Below are 24888 nucleotides of genomic sequence, written 5' to 3' on the forward strand. Positions count from 1 at the left end.
AGAGGCTGGTGACGAGTCAAGAGCAGTGAGGCTTGAACAAAGTGAAAGCCAGCGTCTTTAGGCGCTGGCTGGGAATGTGGGCTTATAGCCCCGGTTCAAACCACCCGTTAGACGGGTGGTCATGATTGAAAAAAAGTTCTTTTATGATACTTTTCTTAGGTGGTGCGGACGGTAGCGACTTCCTGCGGAGTAAAGGCTGGGACAAAAGTCCCTTATCTCCTTACGTTTTATGGTTTTAACAGTTTGACGCAGTAGTTGTCTGGTTTGTAAAACGTTGATAAATCAACATTCTATTAGAAGAGGCTAGCGAAGAATTGTTCGCTAGCCTTATTTCCAACCTTCCACAATTCTTGATTGTGAAAGCTAGTCAACTTGCGGGGTATTGACAGTCAGGGGAGTGACTGTTGATACCCGAGCCTAAAAATTAGAAAGCGAGGTCTACGAAATCGAACTCTTACGAGTTACCGATTTCTGTCCCACTCCCTAGCCCGAGCCCAGAAACAAAGGAGCGAGGATAATCGATTTCTACGAAATCACCGATTTTTATCCCACTCCCTACTTTTACCACAGCGAAAAGTATCTGATGAGGCTCGCTCCGCTCGCGAAAATCGGCAAATCGAGTAGAGCTTTTTAACTTGTTTAAATAGATCTTGGATTTGTCTACATTTTGAAAGAAGAAGCCTGCTAGGCTTCTTCTTTGTTAAAAACGGAATAGACTATCAAACACTTCGACCTGCTAAGAGGCTAATCGGGAGAGAATAATGTTGCTCAAGGGCTACTCCTTCAATTTTGAGAATGAGGAGGTCTACCATGAGAATGGCAATATCTGCCAAGGGCTGCTTGATAGTGGTTAACTGGGGATAATGGGTCTCGATAAAGTAAGTTCCGTCATAACCAATCAGTTTGAGGTCTTGGGGAACGGATAGCCCCAAGGATTGGGCGATATTCCAGACCAGCATAGCCGTCAAATCTCCTGAAATGAAGATTCCGTCTGCGTGGCTGGTTTGGAGGATATTTCTGATTTCCATTTCCTTGCGCACAGGTGAGAAGTCGCTCGAAATGTGGTAGATATCAGCCTGTGGAAAGATGCTGGAAAAGCCTGTCTGACGAAGACCAGTAGGGGAATTGGAATCATCATTTCCCGTAATCATAATCGGTTGTTTGCAGCCTGCTTTTTGCAAGGTCTGGGCTGCGAGCACCCCGCCTCCGTAATTGTCAGAGGAGACAATGGGAGTGGATGGGGATAAATTGCGGTCAAAGGCGATGATTGGCGCAGATACGCGGTCATAATCCTTGATGCCTAGATTGTGGCTACCAGAGATAATCCCGTCCACCTGATTGGCGGTGAGCATCTCGAGATATTCCCGCTCCTTTGCAGAATCGTGCTGGCTGTTGCAGACAATGGCCTTGTAGCCGCGATTGAACAATTCCTTTTCCAAATGCTCAATCAGTTCTGCGTAGAAGATATTGCTAATGGTGGGGAAGATGAGACCGACCAGCTTGGCGGATTTTCCTTGTAAGCCCCTAGCGAGGTTGTTGGGCTTGTAGCCCAATTCCCGCATGGCATCGGTGACTTTTTTGATGGTTTTTTCGGAAAGATAGCCTTTTTTGTTAATGACACGGGAGACGGTAGTGGGGCTGACGCCCGCTAATTTTGCGACATCAGTTAGTTTTGCGACCATAATCTAATGGGTAGTAATGTCCAGTTGCTTTCCCTGCTAGAACTGCGATACCAGTCTGGTCTTTGCGAGGGAAGACGCGTCCGGAAAATACTTTTTCTCCTTTATTGATGAAAATTTCAAAGACAGACTTGTCGATGAAGATGTTGGCAGTCGTTGGCTGGTTGTCAATTTCGCAATGACGTTCTGTGCCAAAGTCAAGGGCAAAGGCTTCACCACAGTCCTTACGGTCTAGGGAAACTCGTTCATTTGCTGGGTCAATGGTCAGCTTGAGTCCGTGGCCATTCGCATCTGCAAAAAGGACCAAGTCTAGGCTGCTGTCTGCTTCTACGGTCACTTCCAGTTCGTAGACATTGTTGGTCTCGGCTTTTGCTGCAAAGGCTTGAGAATCCGTGCGGAGGCTCGTGATGGCTTCCACGGGATATTGGTAGAGCTTACCGTCTTTGATGGTCAATTCCTTGACGAGGGAGAGGCACCCTTGATAGTCATAGCGGTCTGTCGGATATTCGACATCTGGAAGAGCGAGCCAGCTAACGGCAAGGGCTCGTCCGTCAGGCGCATTGAAGGCCTGGGTTGCGTAGCACTCAAAACCGTAGTCCAACTGCTCAAGAGGGCTTGGATTGACCATGGTTGCTGTCTCTGGGTCGAATGATTGGGCTATCTTATACATATTCGGATAGATATTGTCGTAATCTAGGACAGCCTTGTCCAATCCTTGGGGACAATAGAGCAGCACAGGCTTTTCATCGATAAAGACCAGATTTGGACATTCCATCATGTAGGCGGTCAGGTCATTGTCAAAATTCAAATCAGCTACGTATTCCCAGTTGAGGTAGTCGTTGTCAACGGCCTTGTAGAACTTGATGATGCCTTTTTCATCGAGATTTTGCCCACCGACAATGGTATAGTAATTCCCTTTAAAGTTGAAAATCTGTGGGTCGCGGAAGTGGTCGGTTGTGTCGGTTGGCTGTTCAATCAAAACCTGATCGATTTTTTGAATCTGCCCATCTGTGTCCATCAAGGCACCGATTTGGTAGGGGTGGCGAACCCAGTTTTCGTCGCGGACATTTCCCGTATAAAAGAGAAAGAGCTTATCGTCAAACTGCATGGCAGAGCCAGAATAGGCACCGTGGCTATCGAGTGGTGTGTCGGGATAGAGCATGGTACCTGTTGGCTCAAAGTGGACCAGGTCTGTTGATTCGGTATGAACCCATGATTTCAATCCATGCGCAGCACCGAATGGGAAATATTGATAGAACAGGGTCCATTTGCCATTAAAGTAGGAAAAGCCATTGGGGTCATTTAAGAGCCCGTGAGGTGTTTCGATGTGGAAGTTGGTCCTCCAAGGCGAGCTTTGGGTATTGTTTCTAATCGTATCAATGTAGTCTGCTGACCAGTCCGCATACGGACGGTAGCGTTCTTCAGTGGTGAAGGCCATGTGTTCTCCTTTTACAGTGTTGTACGTATTTCTTCTATAGTTATAGTAATATAGTAAACGTTTGCTTGTCAAAAATCAAGGTTTTAACGTCAAAAGATAAAAAATAATAAAAATTTATGTCAAGCGTTTGACATATTGCAAAAAAATGGTATAATGAGAAACATAGAAAGTTTGAAAATGCTTTCAAAAAATGAAAAATAACGCATTAAAGGAGATGTGCTTTATGGATTACAATAAAGTAGCCAAGGACGTCATTGCGGCGGTCGGAAGAGACAACTTAGTCGCAGCGGCACACTGTGCAACCCGTCTACGCTTGGTTCTAAAAGACGATTCAAAAGTTGACCAAGCTGCCTTGGATCAGCACGAAGATGTTAAAGGGACATTTAAAGCATCAGGGCAGTACCAAGTCATTATCGGACCTGGTGATGTGAACTTTGTTTATGCAGAGTTGATTAAAGAAACTGGTCTAAAAGAAGTTTCGACAGATGACTTGAAAAATATTGCAGCTAGCGATCAGAAGTTCAATCCGATCATGGCTTTGATTAAACTTTTGTCAGATATCTTTGTCCCAATTATTCCAGCCCTTGTAGCGGGTGGTTTGTTGATGGCATTGCGTAATTTCTTGACTTCAGAAGGTCTATTTGGTCCTCAATCAATCGAGCAAACTTTCCCAGCAATCCAAGGTGTTTCTGAAATGATTCAACTCATGTCAGCTGCGCCATTCATGTTCTTGCCAATCCTTGTCGGAATTTCAGCAGCAAAACGTTTTGGTGCCAACCAATTCCTAGGAGCTGCAATCGGTATGATTATGACTACTCCAGCTCTTGGTGGCGGAGAGGTCTTCTGGGATATTTTTGGACTGCAAGTTGCTCAGACAAGCTACATCTACCAAGTTATTCCTGTCTTGGCTGCTGTATGGGTCTTGTCTATCTTGGAGAAATTCTTCCACAAACACTTGCCAGCAGCGGTTGACTTTACCTTTACACCATTGCTATCTGTCATGATTACAGGTTTCCTAACCTTCACAGTCATTGGTCCGGTAATGTTGTTGGTATCAAATGGAATCACAAACGGTATTGTATGGTTGTATAACACAACTGGCTTCCTTGGTATGACAGTCTTTGGTGGAACTTACTCCTTGATTGTTATGACAGGGCTTCACCAATCATTCCCAGCGATTGAAACTCAATTGTTGACAGCTTTCAACGAAAACGGAACTGGTTACGGAGACTTCATCTTTGTCGTTGCCTCAATGGCAAACGTTGCCCAAGGTGCAGCAACATTGGCAGTTTGGTTCTTGACCAAAGATTCTAAAACAAAAGGCTTGACCTCTTCAGCAGCTGTATCAGCCTTCTTGGGAATTACAGAGCCAGCCTTGTTTGGTGTAAACTTGAAATACCGTTTCCCATTCTTCTGTGCCCTAGCAGGTTCAGCAGTCGGAGCAGCTGTAGCAGGTTTGACACACGTGATTGCGGTATCTCTTGGAGCAGCAGGCTTCCTTGGATTCTTGTCTATCAACGCTTCTTCTATTCCAATGTACATCGTCTGTGAATTGATTGCTTTTGCAGTAGCCTTTGCCTTGACATTTGCTTATGGTAAAACAAAAGCAGCCGCAGTCTTTGCAGCAGAAGGTGCAGAGGCTGTGCCAGTAGCAGCTCCAGAAGCGCCAGCTCAAGCAGTAGAAGTAGCTTCAGAATCTGTTGAAGAAACACTCGTATCCCCACTTTCAGGTGAAGTGGTTGCCCTTGAAAATGTGAATGACCCAGTTTTCTCATCAGGTGCTATGGGGAAAGGTCTTGCGGTAAAACCGTCTGAAGGTGTTGTTTATGCACCAGCAGATGCGGAAGTGACCATTGCTTTTGAAACAGGTCATGCCTATGGCTTGAAAACAGCAAGCGGCGCTGAAATCCTTATCCACATCGGTATTGACACGGTATCAATGGAAGGTGATGGATTTGAAAAATTGGTGGCCGCAGGTGATAAAGTAACCGCTGGTACACCGATTGCCAAGTTTGATGCAAGCAAAATTGCAGCCGCAGGTCTTGATGATACCACTATGGTCATCGTGACAAACACAGCAGACTTCGTAGCAGTTGAAGCTCTTGCAAGTGCGACAGTTGCTCACGGAGATGCCTTTATCAAAGTTGCAAAATAATCTAGTGAAAAAGGCGGTTCGCCTTTTTCTTACGCCTAAAACTATGATATAATAAAGTAGAATAAAACTTTACAAAAATCAACAATATCCTGCTCACATATCTCCTTGTTTTGCTTGCTAGGTCTAGGTATCAATAATCAATTTTTGACAGTTTGAACTTTCCTATTTTTAGCTTTTTGAATGTATAGGAGTGCGAATGAAGTGAGCCTAAGGCTGATATTTTCGTAGTAAGTGGAATTCTTAGCAATAGCAAAGCTATTGCTAAGAACGGCATTTTTGAGACCTGAGGCTCAAAAATGAGTAATGAAACTCTGAAAGAGGTTGCTTACGTCCGCACTACCTAAGAAAATATCGAGAAGGATAGATGTTGATAGTTGTTAGGTATAAAACGATTTCAAAAGGGAGAAACAAGATGACAAAATTGTATGGAAGTTTAGAAGCTGGCGGGACAAAATTTGTCTGTGCAGTTGGAGATGAGAATTTCCAAGTGGTTGAAAAGACACAATTCCCAACGACAACGCCGTATGAAACAATTGAAAAAACAGTTGAATTTTTCAAGCGCTATGAGGACCGTCTAGCAGGGATTGCGATTGGTTCGTTCGGTCCTATCGATATTGATCAAAATTCAGCAACCTATGGCTACATTACGACAACTCCAAAACCGCATTGGGCAAATGTCGATTTGCTGGGCTTGATTGCAAAAGAATTTAAGATTCCGTTTTACTTTACGACCGATGTGAACTCTTCTGCTTTTGGAGAAGCCATCGTTCGTAAAGGCGTGAACAGTCTCGTTTACTACACCATTGGAACAGGAATCGGAGCAGGTGCGATTCAAAATGGCGAATTTATCGGAGGCGTAGGTCATACAGAAGCTGGTCATACCTACGTTGCGCTCCATCCGCAAGATGTGGCAAAAGAATTTACAGGCGTCTGTCCTTTCCATAAGGGCTGTTTAGAGGGTTTGGCGGCAGGTCCGTCTTTGGAAGCTCGTACAGGAACACGTGGTGAATTGATCGAGCAAAACTCTGACGTATGGGATGTTCAAGCCTACTACATTGCTCAAGCGGCAGTACAAGCAACCTTGATGTATCGCCCACAAGTCATCGTTTTTGGTGGCGGTGTTATGGGACAAGAACACATGCTCAAGCGTGTGCGGGATAAATTCACAGCCTTGATGAATGGCTATGTACCAACCCCTGATGTGACAGAGTACATCGTGACACCAGCGGTAGCTGAAAATGGTTCAGCGACCCTCGGCAACTTTGCCTTGGCTAAACAGGTATCTGAAAAATAAGATTTACGGAGCTGGACTTGAGTCCAGCTCTTTTTTCTAACAATACAAGTTTTTTCTCTTCTTTTTTGAGAAATCTTTGAAGGACATTGGCTTTTCTAGGCTATTTTTGCTATGATAGCAATAAGAAATAGAAACGAGGAATCATTATGGCAGAACCATTATTTTTGCAATCTGTGATGCAGGAAAAAATTTGGGGCGGAACCAAACTTCGGGATGAGTTTGGCTATGAAAGTTCGAGCGATCACGTAGGAGAATATTGGGCAATTTCGGCTCATCCAAACGGGGTTTCAACCGTTAAAAACGGTGCCTATGCAGGCTGGAAATTGGATGACTTGTACCGTGAACACCGCGAACTCTTTGCCAGTCGTTCAGAAGAAGTCTTTCCGCTCTTGACCAAGATTTTAGATGCCAATGATTGGTTGAGCGTGCAAGTCCACCCAGATGATGCTTATGGACTGGCACACGAAGGCGAACTTGGTAAAACCGAATGCTGGTATGTTCTAGCAGCCGATGAAGGCGCGGAAATTATCTACGGTCACAAGGCTCTCTCCAAAGAAGAACTCCGTGAGAAGATTGAGAAAAAAGACTGGAACGGCCTGTTGCAGAAAGTTCCTGTTAAGGCTGGCGATTTCTTCTATGTACCGAGTGGGACCATCCATGCCATTGGAAAAGGCATCATGATTTTAGAAACCCAGCAGTCAAGCGACACGACCTACCGCGTCTATGACTTTGACCGCAAGGACGATGCGGGAAATCTTCGAGAACTGCATTTGGAAAAATCGATTGATGTCACCACAATCGGTGAGCCAGCAAATAGCCGACCTGTGACCTTACATGCAGATGATTTGCGCTCGACATTGCTTGTTGCCAACGACTTTTTCAGCGTCTATAAGTGGGACCTGACAGGTCAGGTTGCCTTGAAGCAAACCGCAGATTACTACTTGGTGAGTGTCTTGTCTGGTCAAGGAGAACTTGGTGTGGACGGGCAAAGTTATCCAATCGCCAAGGGAGATCATTTTATCCTGCCAAACGATGTCAAGGACTGGACCTTGAAAGGGCAAGACTTGGAAATGATTAGCAGCCACCCGTAAGGATGAAAAATCGATTTTAAACAGAGCCGATGAAGCAGGTGTTTCATCGGTTTAATCTGTCGCTCATTCTTGAAAGTAGAGGGGAAACATGCTATAATGAAAAGAACACAAAAAAGAATCGATACAAGTAAGGAATAAAATGGCAAATATTTTAAAAACAATTATCGAAAACGATAAAGGTGAATTACGAAAATTAGAAAAGATGGCCGACAAGGTCATTTCCTATGCAGATGAAATGGCTGCCTTGTCCGATGAGGAATTGCAGGCCAAAACAGCAGAATTTAAAGAACGCTACAACAAGGGTGAAACTCTTGATGACCTTCTATACGAAGCCTTTGCGGTTGTCCGTGAAGCTGCTAAACGGGTACTTGGTCTCTATCCTTATCCTGTTCAGATTATGGGGGGGATCGTTCTTCACCATGGGGATGTGCCAGAGATGCGTACTGGGGAGGGAAAAACCCTGACAGCAACCATGCCAGTTTACCTCAATGCCTTGGCTGGTAAGGGTGTGCACGTTGTCACGGTCAATGAGTATTTGGCGAGCCGTGACGCGACAGAAATGGGTGAAGTATACTCATGGCTCGGCTTGTCTGTAGGGATTAACTTAGCGGCTAAATCTTCTCTTGAAAAACGCGAAGCCTACAACTGCGATATTACCTACTCAACCAACTCAGAAATCGGCTTTGACTACCTTCGTGATAACATGGTGGTCCGTGCGGAGGACATGGTACAACGTCCCTTGAATTTTGCCTTGGTCGATGAGGTAGACTCGATTTTGATCGACGAGGCGCGGACACCGCTTATTGTATCTGGTCAAACATCTTCTGAAACCAACCAACTCTATTTCCTAGCAGACAACTTGGTCAAATCATTGGATGAGGATGATTACATCATCGATGTTCCATCAAAAACCATCAGTCTATCTGACTCTGGAATTGACAAGGCAGAGAGCTTCTTCAAATTGAAGAATCTATATGACATTGAAAATGTAGCACTGACTCACTTCATTGATAATGCCCTTCGTGCCAACTATATCATGACCTACGATATTGACTACCTCGTAAATGAGGAGCAAGAGGTCATGATTATCGATCCATTTACGGGTCGTACCATGGAAGGTCGTCGTTATTCGGATGGTTTGCACCAAGCAATTGAAGCTAAAGAAGGTGTGCCAGTTCAGAACGAATCAAAAACCAGTGCTTCTATCACCTACCAAAACCTCTTCCGTATGTATAGCAAATTAGCGGGTATGACAGGTACTGGTAAGACCGAGGAAGAAGAATTCAGAGAAATCTACAACATTCGTGTGGTTCCAATCCCAACCAACCGTCCGATTGCCCGTATTGACCATGAAGACTTATTGTACCCAAGTTTGGAGTATAAGTTTAATGCGGTTGTGGCAGATGTCAAGGCGCGTTATGAAAAAGGTCAGCCTGTCCTAGTCGGTACCGTTGCGGTAGAGACTTCGGATTACCTTTCAAAACGTTTGGTGGCGGCAGGTGTTCCCCACGAGGTCTTGAATGCCAAGAACCACTATCGTGAAGCGCAAATTATTATGAACGCCGGTCAACGCGGTGCAGTTACCATTGCAACCAACATGGCGGGACGTGGGACAGATATCAAATTAGGCCCTGGTGTCCGTGAACTCGGTGGACTTTGTGTCATCGGTACAGAGCGCCATGAAAGCCGTCGGATTGACAATCAGCTCCGCGGACGTTCAGGTCGTCAAGGAGACCCAGGTGAATCTCAATTCTACCTCTCATTAGAAGATGATTTGATGAAACGCTTCGGATCAGAGCGTATCAAGGCCTTCATGGAACGTATGAATTTGACCGAAGAAGAATCTGTCATCAAGTCTAAGATGTTGACCCGCCAAGTGGAATCTGCCCAAAAACGCGTTGAAGGAAACAACTACGATTCTCGTAAACAAGTCCTTCAATATGACGATGTCATGCGTGAGCAACGCGAAATCATCTACCGTCAACGTCAAGATGTGATTACTGCGGATCGTGATTTAGCTCCAGAAATCAAGGCGATGATCAAGCGGACGATTGAACGCCAAGTGGCGGATCACAAGGTAAGTAAGCGTAGTGAAGCTCTACAAGCTATTTTGAACTTTGCCCAGCTCAATCTTGTTCCAGAAGAGTCTATCAGCCTCACTGACTTGGAAGGCAAGTCTGATAAGGAAATCATAGCAGACCTTTACGACCGTGCCTTGGAAGTCTACGACAGTCAAGTAGCCAAGTTACGCGATGAAGACCGTGTACGTGAGTTCCAAAAAGTTTTGATTCTTCGCGTAGTGGACAATCGCTGGACAGACCATATCGATATGATGGATCAATTGCGCAATGCAGTTAGCCTACGTGGATATGCACAAAACAATCCAGTTGTAGAGTATCAGTCAGAAGCCTTTGCGACCTTTAATGATATGATTGCTGCGATTGAGTTCGATGTAACACGTCTCATGATGAAAGCCCAAATTCATGACAATATTGAACGGGAGCGGACAAGTCATGAAGCACGTACAACGGCTGTCAAGAATATCGTCCCTGCCCAAGCTGCTACGAATGAGCAAGTCAGCTTTGAAGGAGTGGATCGTAACGACCCATGCCCATGTCAGTCAGGCAAGAAATTCAAGAACTGTCATGGACGCAAACATGTATAGTAAGAAGATATGAGGGAGGAGTGAGGGAATCCAGTATTCAATCGAATACGGATTTCTCACTTCTTTTTTGAGAAATGATGATAGGACACGGAATAGATTTACAAGAAATCGCTGCTGTTGAAGCGGCCATGAACAGACACGATCGCTTTGTCGAGAAAGTCTTGACGGAAAATGAACGAGGGCGATTTGAACAGTTGAAAGGTCGTCGAAAGCTGGAATACCTAGCTGGTCGATGGTCTGCTAAAGAAGCCTTTGCTAAAGCATTGGGAACAGGGATTGGCAAGGTTGGATTTCAAGATATTGAAATTTTGACAGATGACAAGGGAGCGCCCTATGTCGCCAAGTCCCCTGTTCGAGCCAAGGCTTGGCTCAGTATTAGTCACTCTGCTGGTTTCGTGCAAGCCAGTGTGATTTTGGAGGAAGTAGATGAAAGCAAGCATTCATAGACCCACAAAGATTCAGGTCAACTTGTCAGCTATCTCATATAATGTAGAGCAGGTTAAGCGTCACTTGCCGGAAGAGACCAAGGCTTTTGCGGTGGTCAAGGCCAATGCCTATGGGCATGGGGCAGTTGCGGTAGCACGTCGCCTAGAAAGTCAAGTCGATGGTTTTTGTGTCTCCAACTTGGATGAGGCCTTGGAATTGCGCCAGGGGGGTATTTCTCGACAAATTTTAATTCTTGGAGTAGTTCCAGTAGAGGTCGTGCCACTTGCCATTTCCGAAAAGATTACGCTGACAGTTGCAAGCCTAGAATGGGTGACGAGCCTTCTTGAGTGTGGCACTTCCTTGAAGGGGTTGACGGTTCATATCAAAGTGGACACAGGCATGGGTCGGCTTGGTTTTCGGGATTGCCAGTCTCTTAACCAGGCTATAAATGACTTGAGAGATGAGGGTGTGCAAGTCGAAGGCATTTTTACCCACTTTGCAACAGCAGATGAAAAGGACGACAGTCAGTTTCAGACTCAACTTGCTCAATTTAAAGACATGCTTGCGGCACTAGACCAACTACCTACCTGCATTCATGCTAGCAATTCGGCAACCAGTATCTGGCATGCAGATACAGTTTTTAGTATGGTTCGTCTGGGCAATGTCATATACGGTCTCAATCCGAGTGGGCATGAGCTAGACTTACTCTATCCCGTTCAGCCAGCTTTGCAGTTGACCTCTGAATTAGTCCATGTCAAAAAAGTCGAAGCGGGAAGCAGTATCGGCTATGGTGCGACCTATCATAGTGGCGAAGCGGAGTATATCGGTACGGTTCCGATTGGCTATGCGGACGGTTTTTTGCGTGCCATGCAGGGCTTTGCGCTTTTAGTCGAGGGTGAAGTCTGCCCTATTGTCGGTCGGGTTTCTATGGATCAAATCACCATACGTCTACCGAAAAAGTATGCTTTAGGAACACCTGTGACTCTGATTGGTCAAAGTGGAAACGGTACGATTTCCGTGCAGGACTGGGCAGATTACCTAGGGACTATTAACTATGAAGTGGTCTGCACCTTGTCTGACCGCATACCTCGCTATTATGAGTAAGAAAACGGCTATTTGCATCGGCAAATAGTCGGTTTTTGCTGTTTTTATCTCCTGAGTAGGACGTCCTCTTTTTCCTGATGAGAAAATCAACATGAGGTTCTTTTTGTTGTGTGTTTATTATAGGAGAAAGTGTCAGATGTTTCAGAAATAACTTGACAATTGGGCAAAAGGTGAGTACAATAATAGGAGAGGTTATAACCAGTTTTAGGTTAATATGTTAAATCAAGTAAAATCTAGTTTTAATGAAAGGAGACTCTATGTCACATTATATTTTTGCTAAGTCCATTATTTTATCAGATAGGGAGGTAGAAAATGCCTATCTGGAGATTACAGATGATGGTCAATTTGGTGCGATTGTAACGGAAAAACCAGACGGTGATATCGTGGATTATGCAGACTATCACATTGGACCTGGTCTCGTTGATACCCACATCCACGGCTATGCGTCGCATGATGTCATGGATAATGATTTTGAAGGCATCAAGGTGATTTCAGAAGGACTCTTGTCCTGCGGTGTAACATCTTGGTTGCCAACGACCTTGACCGATTCGACAGAGAATCTAGATGCGGTCTGCGAAACGATTGGTCGCCATGCGGGGGAAGAAACAGGTGCCAAGATTCAAGGGATTTTCCTTGAAGGGCCATTTTTCACAGAGAAATACAAGGGAGCGCAAAATCCTAAGTATATGAGTGACCCATCGGTGGAGAAATTGGACAACTGGCATCGCTTGTCTGCGGGCTTGGTCAACAAGATTGCCATTGCTCCAGAGCGTGAGGGTGTGGAAGAATTTATCCACTTTGCTAACGAGAAAAAGATTCATACTGCACTTGCCCATAGCGATGCGACCTATGATCAAGCTAAGAAAGCGGTAGAAGCAGGAGCGAATATCTTTGTCCATGTCTACAATGGTATGAGCGGACTTCATCATCGTGAGCCTGGTATGGTCGGTGCGGCTCTTGATTTGAAACATGTCTTTGCGGAAGTGATTTGTGATGGCCACCATGTGCATCCTGCAGCGGTTGAGATTGTTGTGAATGCGCGTGGTGTAGAGGAGACAGTCCTCATTACGGACTGTATGCGGGCTGGTGGTCAAGGAGAAGGTGATTCTCGTCTCGGTGAATTTGAAGTGGTGGTCAAAGACGGAACAGCTCGTTTGAAACACAATGGCAGCCTAGCAGGATCCATCTTAGAATTGATTCAAGCGGTCGAACACATCGTAGAATGGGGCTTAGCAAGCCTACCAGATGCCGTTCGGATGGCTTCACTTGCGCCAGCAAAATCTGTCAACATCGATCATGTCTGTGGACAAATTGCAACAGGTCGCGCAGCAGATTTCATCGTCATTGATGACAAGGGACACTTGCAGGCTACTTACTTGGACGGTGTCAAACGTTTTAGTAACAACGGATAGTTTATTGGCGAAAGGCCAGTTATTATTGCTTATATTCTACTTTATCTAGGAGGAAGATAATGGAAAAATTACAACTTTCACAGGCAAAATACGATCATCTTGTTCGTCTATCAAATGATGAAAAAGTGATTGCAGCCCTTGCGATTGACCAACGCGGTGCCTTGAAGCGTCTCTTGTCAGCGGCAGCAGATGCTGATTTTGGTGATGACATCTTGGTGGATTTCAAAAAAGTCATCGCAAGTGATCTAACCCAGTATGCAAGCTCTATCTTGTTGGATGCCGAGTACGGGGTGCCCGCGGCTGAATTGCGTCATCCAGATTGTGGTTTTATTGCAGCGTATGAAAAAACCGGTTATGATGCCTCAACCCCAGGTCGCTTGCCTGACTTGCTTCCAAACTGGTCTGCAAAACGTATCAAGGAATTAGGGGCAGATGCTGTCAAAATCTTGCTCTACTATGATGTGGATGACAAGCCAGAAATCAATGACATCAAGCATGCTTGGGTGGAACGCATCGGTAGCGAGTGTATCGCAGAAGATATTCCTTACTTTGTGGAAATCTTGACCTATGATGCGAGCGACATGGATGTGACTTCCCGTGAATATGCAGCCTTGAAACCACACAAGGTGAATGGAGCTATGCGTGAATTTAGCAAGCCACGTTACAATGCCGATGTCTTGAAGGTGGAAGTGCCTGTCAATATGAACTTTGTCGAAGGTTACACCGATCAAGAGCCAGTTTATAGCCTAGAGGAAGCCAAAGCCTATTTCAAGGAGCAAGCAGCAGCAACGCATTTGCCATTTATCTTCTTGAGTGCAGGGGTATCTGCTAAACTCTTCCAAGAAACATTGGTCGTGGCGAAAGAAGCAGGTTCTAGCTTTAACGGAGTGCTATGTGGTCGTGCAACTTGGAAAGATGCAGTTGCAGTCTTTGCCAAAGAAGGTGAAGCAGCAGCCAAGGCATGGTTGGCAGACCAAGGTCGTCAGAATATGGAAGAACTCAATAGCGTTCTTGAAACGACTGCAAGCTCATGGCTGGATAAGGTAGAAGTAAAATAAAAGACAAAACTCCAACTCTGTCACAGAAGAGTTGGAGTTTTGCGTTTGTTCTGTCTTTACCTGAAAATAGCTAGATACAAGGGGATATATGCTCGTTTTTCATGTTTTTCAAAATGATGGTATACTATTGATTGGCTCTACTATACCCGCCTAGGAAAGGGAAGGGCGTCATTGACCAGAATGGAACTGTTTTTAAATGTTATAGTCTTTTAGTTTTGATTTAGTACTAGGCAACGAGTCGCAAGCATAACTGAAGTTAGGTAAGACGAGTTAACGACGTAATAGATTAAAACTAAAGGAGTATACCGCCAATGTGATTGCAGGAATACTCTTGTATTACATTGAAAAACGGCTAGACAAGCGGTAATAAAAGTAGTAGCTCTAGCTTGAGCACTCGAAAGAGTGCAAAAAAAGTCCCTTGCAAGGCCTAATTCGCAAGGGACTTTTTCGTTGTCAGTAACTGACTGAACTTCTTCTTACTTAGATTGTAGTTTATTTTTTCGATAAAATCAACTACGATTTTCAGCTTGCTTCCTTGGCTACTGTTTCAAACTTGGTTTTTGGGGAACGATCTATTTACCCGAAAAACGCTTGATACAAGGCCTTGAGGGCTTTTTCTTTTTCTTCAGTCTTGATAACGAAGAGGACAGAAACTTCGCTTGCACCTTGGGAAATCATGGCCAAGTTGACATTTTCTTTTGAAAGCGCTGCGGTTGCAGTTGCAGTAACCCCGACATGGCTCTTCATGTTTTCACCGACAATCATGATAATAGACAGACCGTGCTCGATTTCTGCCTTGTCCACTTCTAGTTTTGAATTGAGTTGGCGGAGGATTTCTTCTTCCTTGATTGGTGTCAATTCACGGTTACGCAAGACCAGAGAAAGGTCGTCGATACCAGTCGGCATGTGCTCCCAACGGATATTGAGATCTTCAAGGATATTCAAGACCTTACGACCAAAACCGACTTCGCGGTTCATCAGGTATTTGGACATATTGATGCTGACAAAGCCGTCATCTGCTGCAATTCCGACAACTGGCAGGGTATGGTCGGTATGTTTTAGGACAATGCGTGTACCAGGGTGATCAGGATTGTTGGTATTTTTAATGACAAGGGGAATCCGACCACGATAGGCAGGAAGGAGAGCTTCGTCATGAAGCACTGAAAAGCCAGCGTAGGCCAACTCCCGCATTTCACGGTAGGTTAATTCCTTGATGGAGTGGGGATTGTGAATGATACCGGGGTGGGCCGCAAAAATCCCGTCCACATCGGTAAAGTTTTCATAGAGATCCGCTTTGACACCAGCTGCTACGATAGAACCTGTAATGTCTGAACCGCCACGAGAGAAGGTACAGATTTGATTGTCAACGGTTACTCCGAAAAATCCCGGAATGATGAGGACTTCATCTGCCTCTTTTAAGGCTTCAATCTTGTCATAACTAGACGGCAAAATGCGAGCATTTCCAGGTTCGGAGCTGACAATGATGCCTGCCTTTTTAGGATGGATATAGCGGGCTGGAACGCCTTTATAGGTGAAATATTCAGCGACTAATTTGGCATTGTTGTCTTCTCCAGCCGCCAAAAAGGCATCGTAGAGAAATTCATTGTCGTCAATTGGAAGAGTTGCCAAGGCAAGAATGCTTTCTGCAATCTTCTTCATACATTTGCCAGGGAAGTTTAGCTCGTCCACCATGGCTTGATAGCGGTTGATAATCCACTCTTGACTAGCAGAAACATCTTTGCCATCGGTATATTCTTTGTAGTATTTGATGAGGGCATCAGTCACCTTGGTATCCTTGCTATCGCGTTTACCAGGGGCGGATACAACGATAAATCGACGTTCTGAATCTGCTTGAACAATGTTGAATACTTTTTCAAGTTGGGCAGCTGAAGCAAGGGAGCTACCACCAAATTTTGTCACTTTCATAACAATTTTCAATCTCCTTTTATGCTTTTCATCATTATAGCAAAAACTGCTACGCTTGTCAGTAGGCTTAGTATGAAAGTTTAGGAATGTTTCGATTTATGCTATAATGATATAAAAACATCAAAAAAGGAGTAGTAGATGGCCTATAAAGGGATTATTTTTGACATGGACGGTGTCTTGTTTCAGACAGAAGACTTTTACTACCAACGGCGAGCAGATTTTCTAGCGACTAAGGGCTTGTCTGTTGCTCACTTAAATCCAGCTATATTTGTCGGAGGTCGGGCCAATCAAGTGTGGAAGCTCGTCCTGCAGGACGATTATGACAACTGGGATATCCCAGCCCTAGAAGCAGAATATAAAGAGTATAAGGAAGGTCGACAAACGCCCTACAAGGATTGTCTCTTCCCAGATGTGCCAAGGGTTTTGGCTAGTCTAAAGGAAAAGGGGATTGAACTTGCCCTGGCTTCTAATACAGATCGCAGCGAGATTGAGCGTGCCTTGACCGAAGCGGGGATTCGTTCTTATTTCTCCCATGTCTTTTCTGGGACAGAATGTAAAGCCTGTAAGCCTGACCCTGAAGTCTACGAAAAAGCCTGGAGCGCGCTAGGCTTTGCCAAATCCGAAACTCTGGTCATCGAAGATAGCCCGAAAGGAATCGAAGCAGGAAAAGCCGCGGGTCTAACTGTCTGGGCCATTCGAGATCAAGAATTGGGCTTAGATCAGTCGCAGGCAGATGATTTTTTAGATCGACTGGGAGATTTGCTAGATAAGTTGTAAATGTAAGGAGCCTTGACTCCTTTTTTGTTATTTCCAAGACGAAATCGCATCGGCTGTCACACCAGAACTCCTTGTTTTCTGAAAAATATGTGATAGAATAGCTCCAATACGTAAAACCTCTTTCTTTGAGGTATCAAATGATCGTCGTTTCGCTTTGATTGATGATATGGTTCACTCATCAAAAGGAAACGCTGCTAGCAACTAAAAGTTGACAGTCTATAACCATAAAAGGAGGACAAAGATGACCTATGAAACGATTCGGTATGAAGTAGAAGAGCGTATTGCGAGGCTGACCTTGTGCCGTCCCGAAGTATCAAATGGCTTTAATATTCCGATGTGCGAGGAAATCTTAGAGGCAATTGAAAGCGCTAGTCGGACGGATGAAGTGGCTATTCTCCTCATCCAAGCAGAGGGGGCTGTTTTTTCCGTTGGCGGTGATTTGGTAGAAATGAAACGGGCTGTAGATGAGGATGATATTGCGTCCTTGGTCAAAATCGCAGAGCTGGTCAACCAGATTTCCTTTGCGCTTAAGAAATTGCCTAAGCCCGTCATCATGGTGACCGACGGTGCGGTGGCAGGAGCTGCAGCCAATATGGCGGTTGCAGCAGACTTTGTGGTTGCTTCTGATAAGACCAAATTCATTCAGGCCTTTGTTGGTGTTGGTCTAGCACCTGATGCGGGTGGCCTGTTCTTGCTTAGCCGTAGTATCGGCGCAACCCGTGCCAGTCAACTCGCCATGACAGGAGAAAGTCTAAGCGCAGAAAAAGCCTTGGAATATGGACTGGTGTACAAAGTAGTCGAGCAGGAAAAATTAGTCAAGACCTGCCAGCAGTTGGTCAAACGCCTGTTAAGAAATTCGCCAAATTCCTACCGCGCCATCAAAGAATTGATGTGGAAGAGTGAATTTGAAGGGTGGCAAGCATACGCTAATCTGGAGTTGGAATTGCAACGAGAACTAGCCTTTAAAGAAGATTTTAAAGAAGGGGTTCGAGCTCATTTTGAACGCCGCAGACCGAGCTTTACAGGCCGATAAGATGTCATCATCTTGCCCTGATAGTCTTGCATCTTATCCGATGTGACAAAAAATATTTGACAATCAAACTAATCTGTCGTATACTTTGATAGTCAAAGTATGTAAGGAGGCATTCGATTGTGGAAGATGCAAAGATTAATGAATATCTGACTGCGATTTTTAATAATGTGCTCATTATTGAGGAGACCAGTCTGCGGGGGAGCCGCTTCAAGGATATTTCAATCAAGGAAATGCACACGATCGATGTCATTGGTGACAAAGATGGTGTAACTCCGAGCGATGTTGCCCGTGCTTTGATGGTGACACTAGGTACGGTGACCACCAGTCTGAATAATTTGGAACGAAAAGGCTATATTGAACGGATTCGATCGACCAAGGATCGCCGTGTGATTCATCTTCATTTGACCAAAAAAGGAAGATTGGTCTATCGTTTGCACCAACGATTTCACAATGAAATGGTGCGCCAGATTACATCAGACATGGATGAAGCCGAATTTAAGGTCATGAAAAAGGGTCTCTTGAAACTCTATCATTTCTTGGAGGACTTAAAATGACAACCTTTGCAAAAATCAGTCAGGTGGCTCACTATGTGCCAGCGCAGGTCATTGAAAATGATGATTTAGCGCAGCTGATGGACACGAGTGATGAATGGATTGCTTCGCGGACAGGCATTCGCAGGCGCCATATCACAAAAGATGAAGAGACCAGCGATTTAGCCGCGCAGGTAGCTACGCAACTCTTACAAAAAAGTGGTACTGCTCCAGAAACGATTGATTTTATCATCGTTGCAACGATTACGCCCGATTCAGCCATGCCTTCAACAGCAGCGCGGGTTCAGGCTAAGATTGGGGCAACACAGGCTTTCGCCTACGACTTGGTTGCAGCCTGCTCTGGTTTCGTCTTTGCCTTATCTACTGCTGAAAAGCTCATTGCTTCAGGGCGCTACCAAAAGGGGCTGGTGATTGGGGCAGAAACGCTCTCGAAAACCCTTGACTGGTCAGACAGAAGCACAGCGGTTCTCTTTGGAGACGGGGCGGGTGGTGTCTTGTTAGAGGCGACCGATCAGCCGCATTTCTTAGGAGAAATTCATCGGACAGATGGCAGCAGGGGCACGGATTTGCAGTCGGGGGTCCTAGGACTTTCATCCCCTTTTTCAGAAGCAGGAGAAGATGCTCCCTATCTGAAAATGGAGGGGCGCTCCATCTTTGAATTTGCGATTCGGGATGTGACCAAGACCTTGGACGACTTGTTAGCTAGTCAGGGCTTGACGGATGAGGATGTGGATTATTACCTACTCCATCAGGCCAATCGGCGGATTTTGGAAAAAATGGCCAAGAAGTTGCGCAGCGACATCCGTAAATTTCCAGCCAATATGGCGGAGTACGGCAATACCAGTGCGGCAAGTATTCCGATTCTACTATCGGAGTGTGTCGAGCAAGGAAAGATTTTCCTTGATGGTAGCCAAACCCTTGTTTTAAGCGGTTTTGGTGGGGGCCTCACCTGGGGAGCCATTCTTTTAACACTTTAGTTAATGAACTGTTTTTACAGTTATTAAAAATTTTTATTATTTTCTTAAAGGAGAAACATCATGGCAGTATTTGAAAAAGTACAAGCAATTATCGTGGAAGAACTTGGTAAGGACGCAGAAGAAGTAACCCTTACAACAACATTTGAAGATTTAGATGCAGATTCATTGGATCTTTTCCAAGTCATTTCAGAAATCGAAGACGAATTTGACATTCAAATCGAATCAGAAGATGGTTTGAATACCGTAGCGGATTTGGTCGCTTACGTGGAAGAACAAACAAAATAAGACAGAAGAACAATAAAGAATAAAAATGCTAGTATCTAGCATTTTTACTGGAGTAAATACTTTGATTATCAAAACATTGAACTATCAAAGTATTTTAAATAGGTAGTGGGGACAAGCACCCCGCTTCCTTGTTTAGTTAATTGTTTGATATTCAAATGATTAACTAAGCAAATGAAGAATTGAAAAGGGGACATGATGCAAACAAAGATTACAGAACTACTTGAGATTGAGTATCCGATTTTCCAAGGTGGTATGGCTTGGGTCGCAGATGGAGACCTAGCTGGAGCAGTATCAAATGCTGGTGGTCTAGGGATTATCGGTGGGGGAAATGCTCCGAAAGAAGTCGTCAAAGCCAATATCGACAAGGTTAAGGCGCTGACAAATAAGCCCTTTGGTGTCAATATCATGCTCCTTTCTCCCTTTGTGGACGATATTGTGGATTTGGTCATTGAAGAAGGCGTAAAAGTCGTGACAACTGGTGCTGGCAATCCAGGAAAATACATGGAGCGGTTCCATGCGGCAGGTATTACCGTCATTCCGGTCGTTCCAAGTGTTGCACTAGCGAAGCGGATGGAAAAGCTAGGTGTGGATGCGGTCATTGCAGAAGGCATGGAAGCAGGGGGCCACATCGGTAAATTGACGACCATGACCTTGGTGCGGCAGGTGGCTGAAGCGGTTTCGATTCCTGTGATTGCAGCGGGTGGAATCGCAGATGGTCATGGGGCTGCGGCAGCCTTCATGCTAGGAGCAGAAGCCGTTCAGGTCGGGACCCGTTTTGTGGTTGCAAAAGAGTCCAATGCGCATCCCAACTTCAAGGCAAAAATTCTTAAGGCAAAAGATATTGATACCACCATTTCTGCTCAAGTGGTTGGCCATCCTGTACGGGCGATTAAAAACAAGCTCTCGACAGCCTATGCGAGTGCAGAAAAAGACTTCCTTCGTGGCTTGAAAGACAGCAAAGACATTGAAGAGCTAGGGGCAGGTGCCTTGAAACATGCAGTGGTAGACGGTGATGTGGAATACGGTTCTGTCATGGCTGGTCAGATTGCTGGTTTGATTACCAAGGAAGAGTCTTGTGCCGAGATTGTGCAAGATATTTATGAGGGAGCAGCCCAAGTTATCAAGGAACAAGCAGCACGTTGGGCAGGAAATGGAGCATAAGATGACAAAAACAGCCTATCTATTTGCTGGTCAAGGAGCCCAATATCTGGGAATGGGACGGGACTTGTATGACCAGTATGACATTGTGAGACAGACCTTTGATGAGGCGGCAAGCGTCCTTGGTTATGATGTGCGAGACTTGATTGATACCGATGAAGAAAAGCTCAACCAGACCCGCTATACTCAACCCGCTATTTTAACGACTTCGGTTGCGATTTGGCGCTTGCTCAAGGAAAAAGGAGCAAGAGCAGACATGGTGGCAGGTCTGTCTCTGGGAGAGTACAGCGCCTTGGTAGCATCAGGTGCCTTGGACTTTAAAGAGGCGGTTGCCTTGGTGGCAAAGCGCGGTGAATATATGGAAACAGCTGCGCCAGCAGGGAGCGGTAAAATGGTAGCGGTGCTAAATGCGGACTTGGATACCATTGAGAGTGCCTGTCAGGCTGCATCGATTCATGGCGTTGTAGCCCCTGCCAACTACAATACTCCAGCTCAAATCGTCATTGGCGGTGAAGTAGCCGCGGTTGATGCAGCGGTTGCCTTGTTAAAAGAAGCTGGCGTGAAGCGAATGATTCCGCTCAATGTATCAGGCCCCTTTCATACCGCCTTATTGCAACCCGCTTCAAGGCGCTTGGCCGAGGATTTGGCAACCATTTCCTTTGGCGATTTTGAGATTCCGTTGGTCGGAAATACCCTTGCTCGGGTCATGACCAAGGAGGAGATTGTGCCACTTTTGACCCGTCAGGTGATGGAGCCTGTGCGATTTTATGATGGGATTGCCTGCATGCAAGCAGCAGGGGTGACAGAATTTGTCGAAATTGGTCCGGGAACAGTCTTGTCAGGCTTTTTGAAAAAAATCGACCGTTCGGCACGTGTTCAGCAGGTGGAAAATCTGGAGACACTCACAGCGTTTACAACAGAGGAGTAACAAATGGAAGTAAGTGGAAAAAATGTATTGATTACAGGGTCTAGTCGTGGAATTGGCCTAGCGATTGCCCAGGAATTTGCCAAGCAAGGTGCCAATGTCATCTTAAATGGACGAAGCAGCATTTCAGAAGAGATCTTAGAGAGCTTCTCTAGTTATGGTGTCAAGGTTCATGTGGTGCTGGGTGATGTTGGAGAGCAGGCAGATGCCAAGCGTATGGTGGCTGAAGCCATTGATTTGGCAGGATCTGTGGATATCTTGGTCAACAATGCAGGGATTACCAAAGATGGGCTTGCGCTCAAGATGTCAGAAGATGATTTTGAAGCGGTGCTCAAGGTCAACCTTACAGGGACTTTCCATATGACGCAGGCTGTATTAAAACCAATGACCAAGGCAAAGAGCGGTGCTATTATCAATGTCTCCAGCGTCGTTGGATTGATAGGAAATGCTGGTCAGGCCAACTATGCCGCCTCTAAGGCAGGTGTGATTGGATTGACCAAGTCCATTGCCCGTGAAGTGGCAGGGCGCAATGTTCGTGTCAATGCCATTGCCCCAGGTTTTATCGAGTCCGACATGACGGCTGTTTTATCGGACAAGATTACAGAGGCCATGCTAGGACAGATTCCGATGAAGCGCTTTGGCTTAGCACAAGAAGTCGCAGAAGTCGCTGTTTTCCTCGCTCGCCAAGAATACCTCACCGGACAAGTCATCGCCATTGACGGTGGCCTAACCATGCAATAAAGGAGTAAGACATGACAACACATCGCGTAGTAGTAACAGGATATGGTTTAACCTCACCGATTGGCAATACACCTGAAGAATTTTGGCATAGTTTGAAGACTGGAAAAGTCGGAATTGGTCCGATTACCAAGTTTGACACGAGTAGCTACAATGTTCACAATGCAGCAGAGGTTACCGATTTTCCATTTGATAAATATTTCGTCAAAAAAGATACAAATCGTTATGACTTGTACTCGCTTTATGCCATGTATGCGGCTCATGAAGCAGTTGCGAATGCAAATTTAGAAACGGAAAGTCTTGATCGTGACCGCTTTGGGGTCGTCTTATCTACTGGTATCGGTGGTATCAAGGAAATCGAAGAGCAGGTTGAAAAGATGAATACCAAGGGGGCGAAACGCATTCGGCCGATGGCTCTCCCTAAGGCGCTTCCCAATATGGCTGCGGGAAATATTGCCATGCAGGTAGGTGCAAACGGTATTTGTAAATGCGTTATCACTGCCTGTGCATCTTCAAATGATGCCATTGGCGAAGCCTTTCGAGAAATCAAATTTGGCTTCCAAGATGTTATCCTAGCAGGCGGAGCAGAAGCAGCGATTACCCCGTTTGCTATCGGTGGTTTCCAGGCCTTAACAGCCCTTTCCACTACCGAAGATCCCTTGAGAGCCTCTATTCCTTTTGATAAGGACCGCAATGGCTTTGTCATGGGAGAAGGAGCTGCGGTTCTAGTCTTAGAAAGTCTCGAGCATGCTGAGAAGCGTGGAGCTACTATCCTAGCGGAAATCGTAGGCTACGGCAATACCTGTGACGCCTACCATATGACGTCTCCTCATCCAGAAGGACTCGGTGCCATCAAGGCGATGAAACTAGCGCTTACAGAAGCAGGTCTTGCACCAGAGGATATTGATTACATCAATGCGCATGGAACATCGACGCCAGCGAATGAAAAAGGAGAAAGCCAAGCGATTGTGGCCGTATTTGGAACCGACACACCTGTTTCTTCTACCAAGTCCTATACAGGGCATTTGTTGGGAGCTGCAGGAGCCATTGAGGCGGTTGCGGTGATGGAAGCTATGCGCCATTCGCACGCTCCAAAAACAGCAGGGACCCAAGCCTTATCTGAGGACATTGAAGCAGATGTCATTTACGGAGAGGGACGTGACATGGAGATTCGCCACGCCATTTCCAATACCTTTGGTTTTGGGGGGCATAATGCCGTCATTGCCTTTAAACGTTGGGAGGATTAAGTGAACAATACAGAGATTAAAGACTTGATGGCTCAATTTGACCAGTCCAGTCTACGTGAGTTTTCCTATACAAATGAAGGGGTGCAGCTTGTCTTTAGTAAAAATGAGCACAAGCCTGAACCGACAGCGCCAGTTGTAGCCCCAGTTGCTGTATCAGAAACGGTGGTTGCTCCTCAAGTGGATACGACACCAGCACCAACTACAGGAGCTATACTTGATGCCGCTAGTGAAGGGACGGTAGTAGAAAGTCCGCTCGTAGGAGTGGCCTATCTCTCACCATCGCCAGACAAGCCAGCCTTTGTATCTGTAGGAGATACGGTGAAACAAGGCCAGACCGTAATGATTATCGAAGCCATGAAGGTCATGAATGAAATTCCTGCACCGTGTGATGGTGTGGTGGCAGAGGTCTTGGTTGCAAATGAAGATGTGATTGAATTTGGACAAGGATTGGTGAGGATTGTATGATCGATATTCAAGCAATTAAAGAAGCCCTACCGCATCGCTATCCCATGCTCTTGGTCGATCGGGTGCTTGAGGTTACGGAAGATGAGATTGTCGCCCTGAAAAATGTGACCATTAACGAGCCTTTCTTTAACGGGCATTTTCCAGATTATCCAGTCATGCCAGGGGTTCTCATCATGGAAGCTCTAGCCCAGACGGCAGGTGTCTTGGAATTGTCCAAGGAAGAAAACAAGGGGAAATTGGTCTTTTACGCAGGCATGGACAAGGTCAAATTTAAAAAACAAGTCGTGCCGGGGGACCAGCTCATCATGACTGCCCGCTTTGTCAAACGCCGTGGCACGATTGCAGTCGTAGAAGCTAAGGCAGAAGTAGATGGAAAACTGGCAGCGAGTGGGACATTGACGTTTGCCATCGGGAGTGGGACAGAAATCAGTAACTCGTAAGAGTTTGATTTCGTTGTCCTCGCTCTCTAGTTTCTAGGCTCGGG

Annotated in this window: 22 protein-coding genes; 19 read left to right on the plus strand and 3 right to left on the minus strand. The window is 45.5% G+C overall.

Translation table 11 applies throughout. From position 1 onward, the window contains the following. Nucleotides 1-719: 719 nt before the first annotated feature. Together BU202_RS09140 and BU202_RS09145 are read right to left on the minus strand one after the other, a co-directional pair. Nucleotides 720-1682, minus strand: coding sequence for a LacI family DNA-binding transcriptional regulator (locus tag BU202_RS09140; protein ID WP_075105476.1), 963 nt, complete (start codon nt 1680-1682; stop codon nt 720-722). After that, nucleotides 1663-3117: a sucrose-6-phosphate hydrolase gene (locus tag BU202_RS09145; RefSeq protein ID WP_075105477.1), complete on the minus strand. Its 1455-nt coding sequence runs from the start codon at nt 3115-3117 to the stop codon at nt 1663-1665. Before BU202_RS09145 ends, BU202_RS09140 begins: the two co-directional genes overlap by 20 nt. A gap of 223 nt (nt 3118-3340) precedes the next feature. Here BU202_RS09145 and BU202_RS09150 point away from each other — a divergent pair, with 223 nt between their 5' ends. From BU202_RS09150 to lacD, 8 genes are all read left to right on the plus strand, one after another. Further along, the gene (locus tag BU202_RS09150; RefSeq protein WP_075105478.1) at nt 3341-5272 is read left to right on the plus strand and encodes a sucrose-specific PTS transporter subunit IIBC; all 1932 of its coding nucleotides are present in this window, start codon (nt 3341-3343) and stop codon (nt 5270-5272) included. A 412-nt stretch (nt 5273-5684) separates the two neighbouring features. Continuing rightward, nucleotides 5685-6566 (plus strand): fructokinase ScrK, encoded by an 882-nt coding sequence (gene scrK / locus BU202_RS09155; protein WP_075105479.1) that lies wholly within the window; start codon nt 5685-5687, stop codon nt 6564-6566. 146 nt (nt 6567-6712) lie between these two features. Further along, nucleotides 6713-7657, plus strand: a complete 945-nt coding sequence (gene manA / locus BU202_RS09160; protein WP_075105480.1) for a mannose-6-phosphate isomerase, class I — start codon at nt 6713-6715, stop codon at nt 7655-7657. A 139-nt stretch (nt 7658-7796) separates the two neighbouring features. Next, a complete protein-coding gene (gene secA / locus BU202_RS09165; RefSeq protein ID WP_075105481.1) occupies nt 7797-10322 on the plus strand; it encodes a preprotein translocase subunit SecA in 2526 nt (841 codons plus the stop codon). Between the two features lie 74 nt (nt 10323-10396). After that, entirely contained in the window at nt 10397-10768 is a 372-nt protein-coding gene (gene acpS / locus BU202_RS09170; RefSeq protein ID WP_075105482.1) for a holo-ACP synthase, read from the plus strand. Then, complete coding sequence (alr, locus tag BU202_RS09175; RefSeq protein WP_075105483.1) at nt 10749-11852, plus strand: alanine racemase; 1104 nt, start codon at nt 10749-10751, stop codon at nt 11850-11852. Before acpS ends, alr begins: the two co-directional genes overlap by 20 nt. Nucleotides 11853-12109: 257 nt before the next feature. After that, nucleotides 12110-13264: an N-acetylglucosamine-6-phosphate deacetylase gene (gene nagA / locus BU202_RS09180; RefSeq protein WP_075105484.1), complete on the plus strand. Its 1155-nt coding sequence runs from the start codon at nt 12110-12112 to the stop codon at nt 13262-13264. Between the two features lie 59 nt (nt 13265-13323). Beyond that, nucleotides 13324-14322, plus strand: coding sequence for a tagatose-bisphosphate aldolase (gene lacD / locus BU202_RS09185; protein ID WP_075105485.1), 999 nt, complete (start codon nt 13324-13326; stop codon nt 14320-14322). Between the two features lie 576 nt (nt 14323-14898). On the opposite strand, the gene BU202_RS09190 is transcribed toward lacD, so the two are convergent. Further along, the gene (locus BU202_RS09190) at nt 14899-16248 is read right to left on the minus strand and encodes an aspartate kinase (RefSeq protein ID WP_075105486.1); all 1350 of its coding nucleotides are present in this window, start codon (nt 16246-16248) and stop codon (nt 14899-14901) included. 138 nt (nt 16249-16386) lie between these two features. Between BU202_RS09190 and BU202_RS09195 the strand changes: the two genes are divergently transcribed. The 11 genes from BU202_RS09195 to fabZ all read left to right on the plus strand — a co-directional run bounded on the left by BU202_RS09195 (nt 16387) and on the right by fabZ (nt 24844). Continuing rightward, nucleotides 16387-17025 carry an HAD family hydrolase gene (locus BU202_RS09195; protein WP_075105487.1) on the plus strand — a complete coding sequence of 213 codons (639 nt, stop codon included), beginning with the start codon at nt 16387-16389 and terminating at the stop codon, nt 17023-17025. A 241-nt stretch (nt 17026-17266) separates the two neighbouring features. Next, nucleotides 17267-18058, plus strand: a complete 792-nt coding sequence (fabM, locus tag BU202_RS09200; protein ID WP_075105488.1) for a trans-2-decenoyl-ACP isomerase — start codon at nt 17267-17269, stop codon at nt 18056-18058. A gap of 119 nt (nt 18059-18177) precedes the next feature. Then, a complete protein-coding gene (gene fabT / locus BU202_RS09205; protein WP_075105489.1) occupies nt 18178-18612 on the plus strand; it encodes a fatty acid biosynthesis transcriptional regulator FabT in 435 nt (144 codons plus the stop codon). Next, complete coding sequence (locus BU202_RS09210) at nt 18609-19586, plus strand: beta-ketoacyl-ACP synthase III (RefSeq protein WP_075105490.1); 978 nt, start codon at nt 18609-18611, stop codon at nt 19584-19586. Before fabT ends, BU202_RS09210 begins: the two co-directional genes overlap by 4 nt. A 60-nt stretch (nt 19587-19646) precedes the next feature. Next, a complete protein-coding gene (locus BU202_RS09215; RefSeq protein ID WP_075105491.1) occupies nt 19647-19871 on the plus strand; it encodes an acyl carrier protein in 225 nt (74 codons plus the stop codon). A gap of 195 nt (nt 19872-20066) precedes the next feature. After that, entirely contained in the window at nt 20067-21032 is a 966-nt protein-coding gene (gene fabK, locus BU202_RS09220; protein ID WP_075105492.1) for an enoyl-[acyl-carrier-protein] reductase FabK, read from the plus strand. 1 nt (nt 21033) lies between these two features. Then, a complete protein-coding gene (gene fabD, locus BU202_RS09225; protein ID WP_075105493.1) occupies nt 21034-21957 on the plus strand; it encodes an ACP S-malonyltransferase in 924 nt (307 codons plus the stop codon). 3 nt (nt 21958-21960) lie between these two features. Continuing rightward, a complete protein-coding gene (gene fabG, locus BU202_RS09230) occupies nt 21961-22695 on the plus strand; it encodes a 3-oxoacyl-[acyl-carrier-protein] reductase (protein ID WP_075105494.1) in 735 nt (244 codons plus the stop codon). Nucleotides 22696-22706: 11 nt separating this feature from the next. After that, nucleotides 22707-23939: a beta-ketoacyl-ACP synthase II gene (gene fabF, locus BU202_RS09235; protein WP_075105495.1), complete on the plus strand. Its 1233-nt coding sequence runs from the start codon at nt 22707-22709 to the stop codon at nt 23937-23939. Beyond that, complete coding sequence (accB, locus tag BU202_RS09240; protein ID WP_075105496.1) at nt 23940-24404, plus strand: acetyl-CoA carboxylase biotin carboxyl carrier protein; 465 nt, start codon at nt 23940-23942, stop codon at nt 24402-24404. Beyond that, nucleotides 24401-24844 (plus strand): 3-hydroxyacyl-ACP dehydratase FabZ, encoded by a 444-nt coding sequence (gene fabZ, locus BU202_RS09245; RefSeq protein WP_075105497.1) that lies wholly within the window; start codon nt 24401-24403, stop codon nt 24842-24844. The genes accB and fabZ overlap by 4 nt, the downstream gene beginning before the upstream one ends. Nucleotides 24845-24888: the final 44 nt, after the last annotated feature.

Origin of the sequence: Streptococcus cuniculi, from assembly GCF_001921845.1 — a bacterium.
Taxonomy (GTDB): domain Bacteria; phylum Bacillota; class Bacilli; order Lactobacillales; family Streptococcaceae; genus Streptococcus; species Streptococcus cuniculi.

Coding starts and splice junctions, on each gene's coding strand:
- BU202_RS09140 (WP_075105476.1), bottom strand. CDS start 1,682: ATGGTCGCAAAACTAACTGATGTCGCAAAATTAGCGGGCGTCAGCCCC.
- BU202_RS09145 (WP_075105477.1), bottom strand. CDS start 3,117: ATGGCCTTCACCACTGAAGAACGCTACCGTCCGTATGCGGACTGGTCA.
- BU202_RS09150 (WP_075105478.1), top strand. CDS start 3,341: ATGGATTACAATAAAGTAGCCAAGGACGTCATTGCGGCGGTCGGAAGA.
- scrK (WP_075105479.1), top strand. CDS start 5,685: ATGACAAAATTGTATGGAAGTTTAGAAGCTGGCGGGACAAAATTTGTC.
- manA (WP_075105480.1), top strand. CDS start 6,713: ATGGCAGAACCATTATTTTTGCAATCTGTGATGCAGGAAAAAATTTGG.
- secA (WP_075105481.1), top strand. CDS start 7,797: ATGGCAAATATTTTAAAAACAATTATCGAAAACGATAAAGGTGAATTA.
- acpS (WP_075105482.1), top strand. CDS start 10,397: ATGATGATAGGACACGGAATAGATTTACAAGAAATCGCTGCTGTTGAA.
- alr (WP_075105483.1), top strand. CDS start 10,749: ATGAAAGCAAGCATTCATAGACCCACAAAGATTCAGGTCAACTTGTCA.
- nagA (WP_075105484.1), top strand. CDS start 12,110: ATGTCACATTATATTTTTGCTAAGTCCATTATTTTATCAGATAGGGAG.
- lacD (WP_075105485.1), top strand. CDS start 13,324: ATGGAAAAATTACAACTTTCACAGGCAAAATACGATCATCTTGTTCGT.
- BU202_RS09190 (WP_075105486.1), bottom strand. CDS start 16,248: ATGAAAGTGACAAAATTTGGTGGTAGCTCCCTTGCTTCAGCTGCCCAA.
- BU202_RS09195 (WP_075105487.1), top strand. CDS start 16,387: ATGGCCTATAAAGGGATTATTTTTGACATGGACGGTGTCTTGTTTCAG.
- fabM (WP_075105488.1), top strand. CDS start 17,267: ATGACCTATGAAACGATTCGGTATGAAGTAGAAGAGCGTATTGCGAGG.
- BU202_RS09210 (WP_075105490.1), top strand. CDS start 18,609: ATGACAACCTTTGCAAAAATCAGTCAGGTGGCTCACTATGTGCCAGCG.
- BU202_RS09215 (WP_075105491.1), top strand. CDS start 19,647: ATGGCAGTATTTGAAAAAGTACAAGCAATTATCGTGGAAGAACTTGGT.
- fabK (WP_075105492.1), top strand. CDS start 20,067: ATGCAAACAAAGATTACAGAACTACTTGAGATTGAGTATCCGATTTTC.
- fabD (WP_075105493.1), top strand. CDS start 21,034: ATGACAAAAACAGCCTATCTATTTGCTGGTCAAGGAGCCCAATATCTG.
- fabG (WP_075105494.1), top strand. CDS start 21,961: ATGGAAGTAAGTGGAAAAAATGTATTGATTACAGGGTCTAGTCGTGGA.
- fabF (WP_075105495.1), top strand. CDS start 22,707: ATGACAACACATCGCGTAGTAGTAACAGGATATGGTTTAACCTCACCG.
- fabZ (WP_075105497.1), top strand. CDS start 24,401: ATGATCGATATTCAAGCAATTAAAGAAGCCCTACCGCATCGCTATCCC.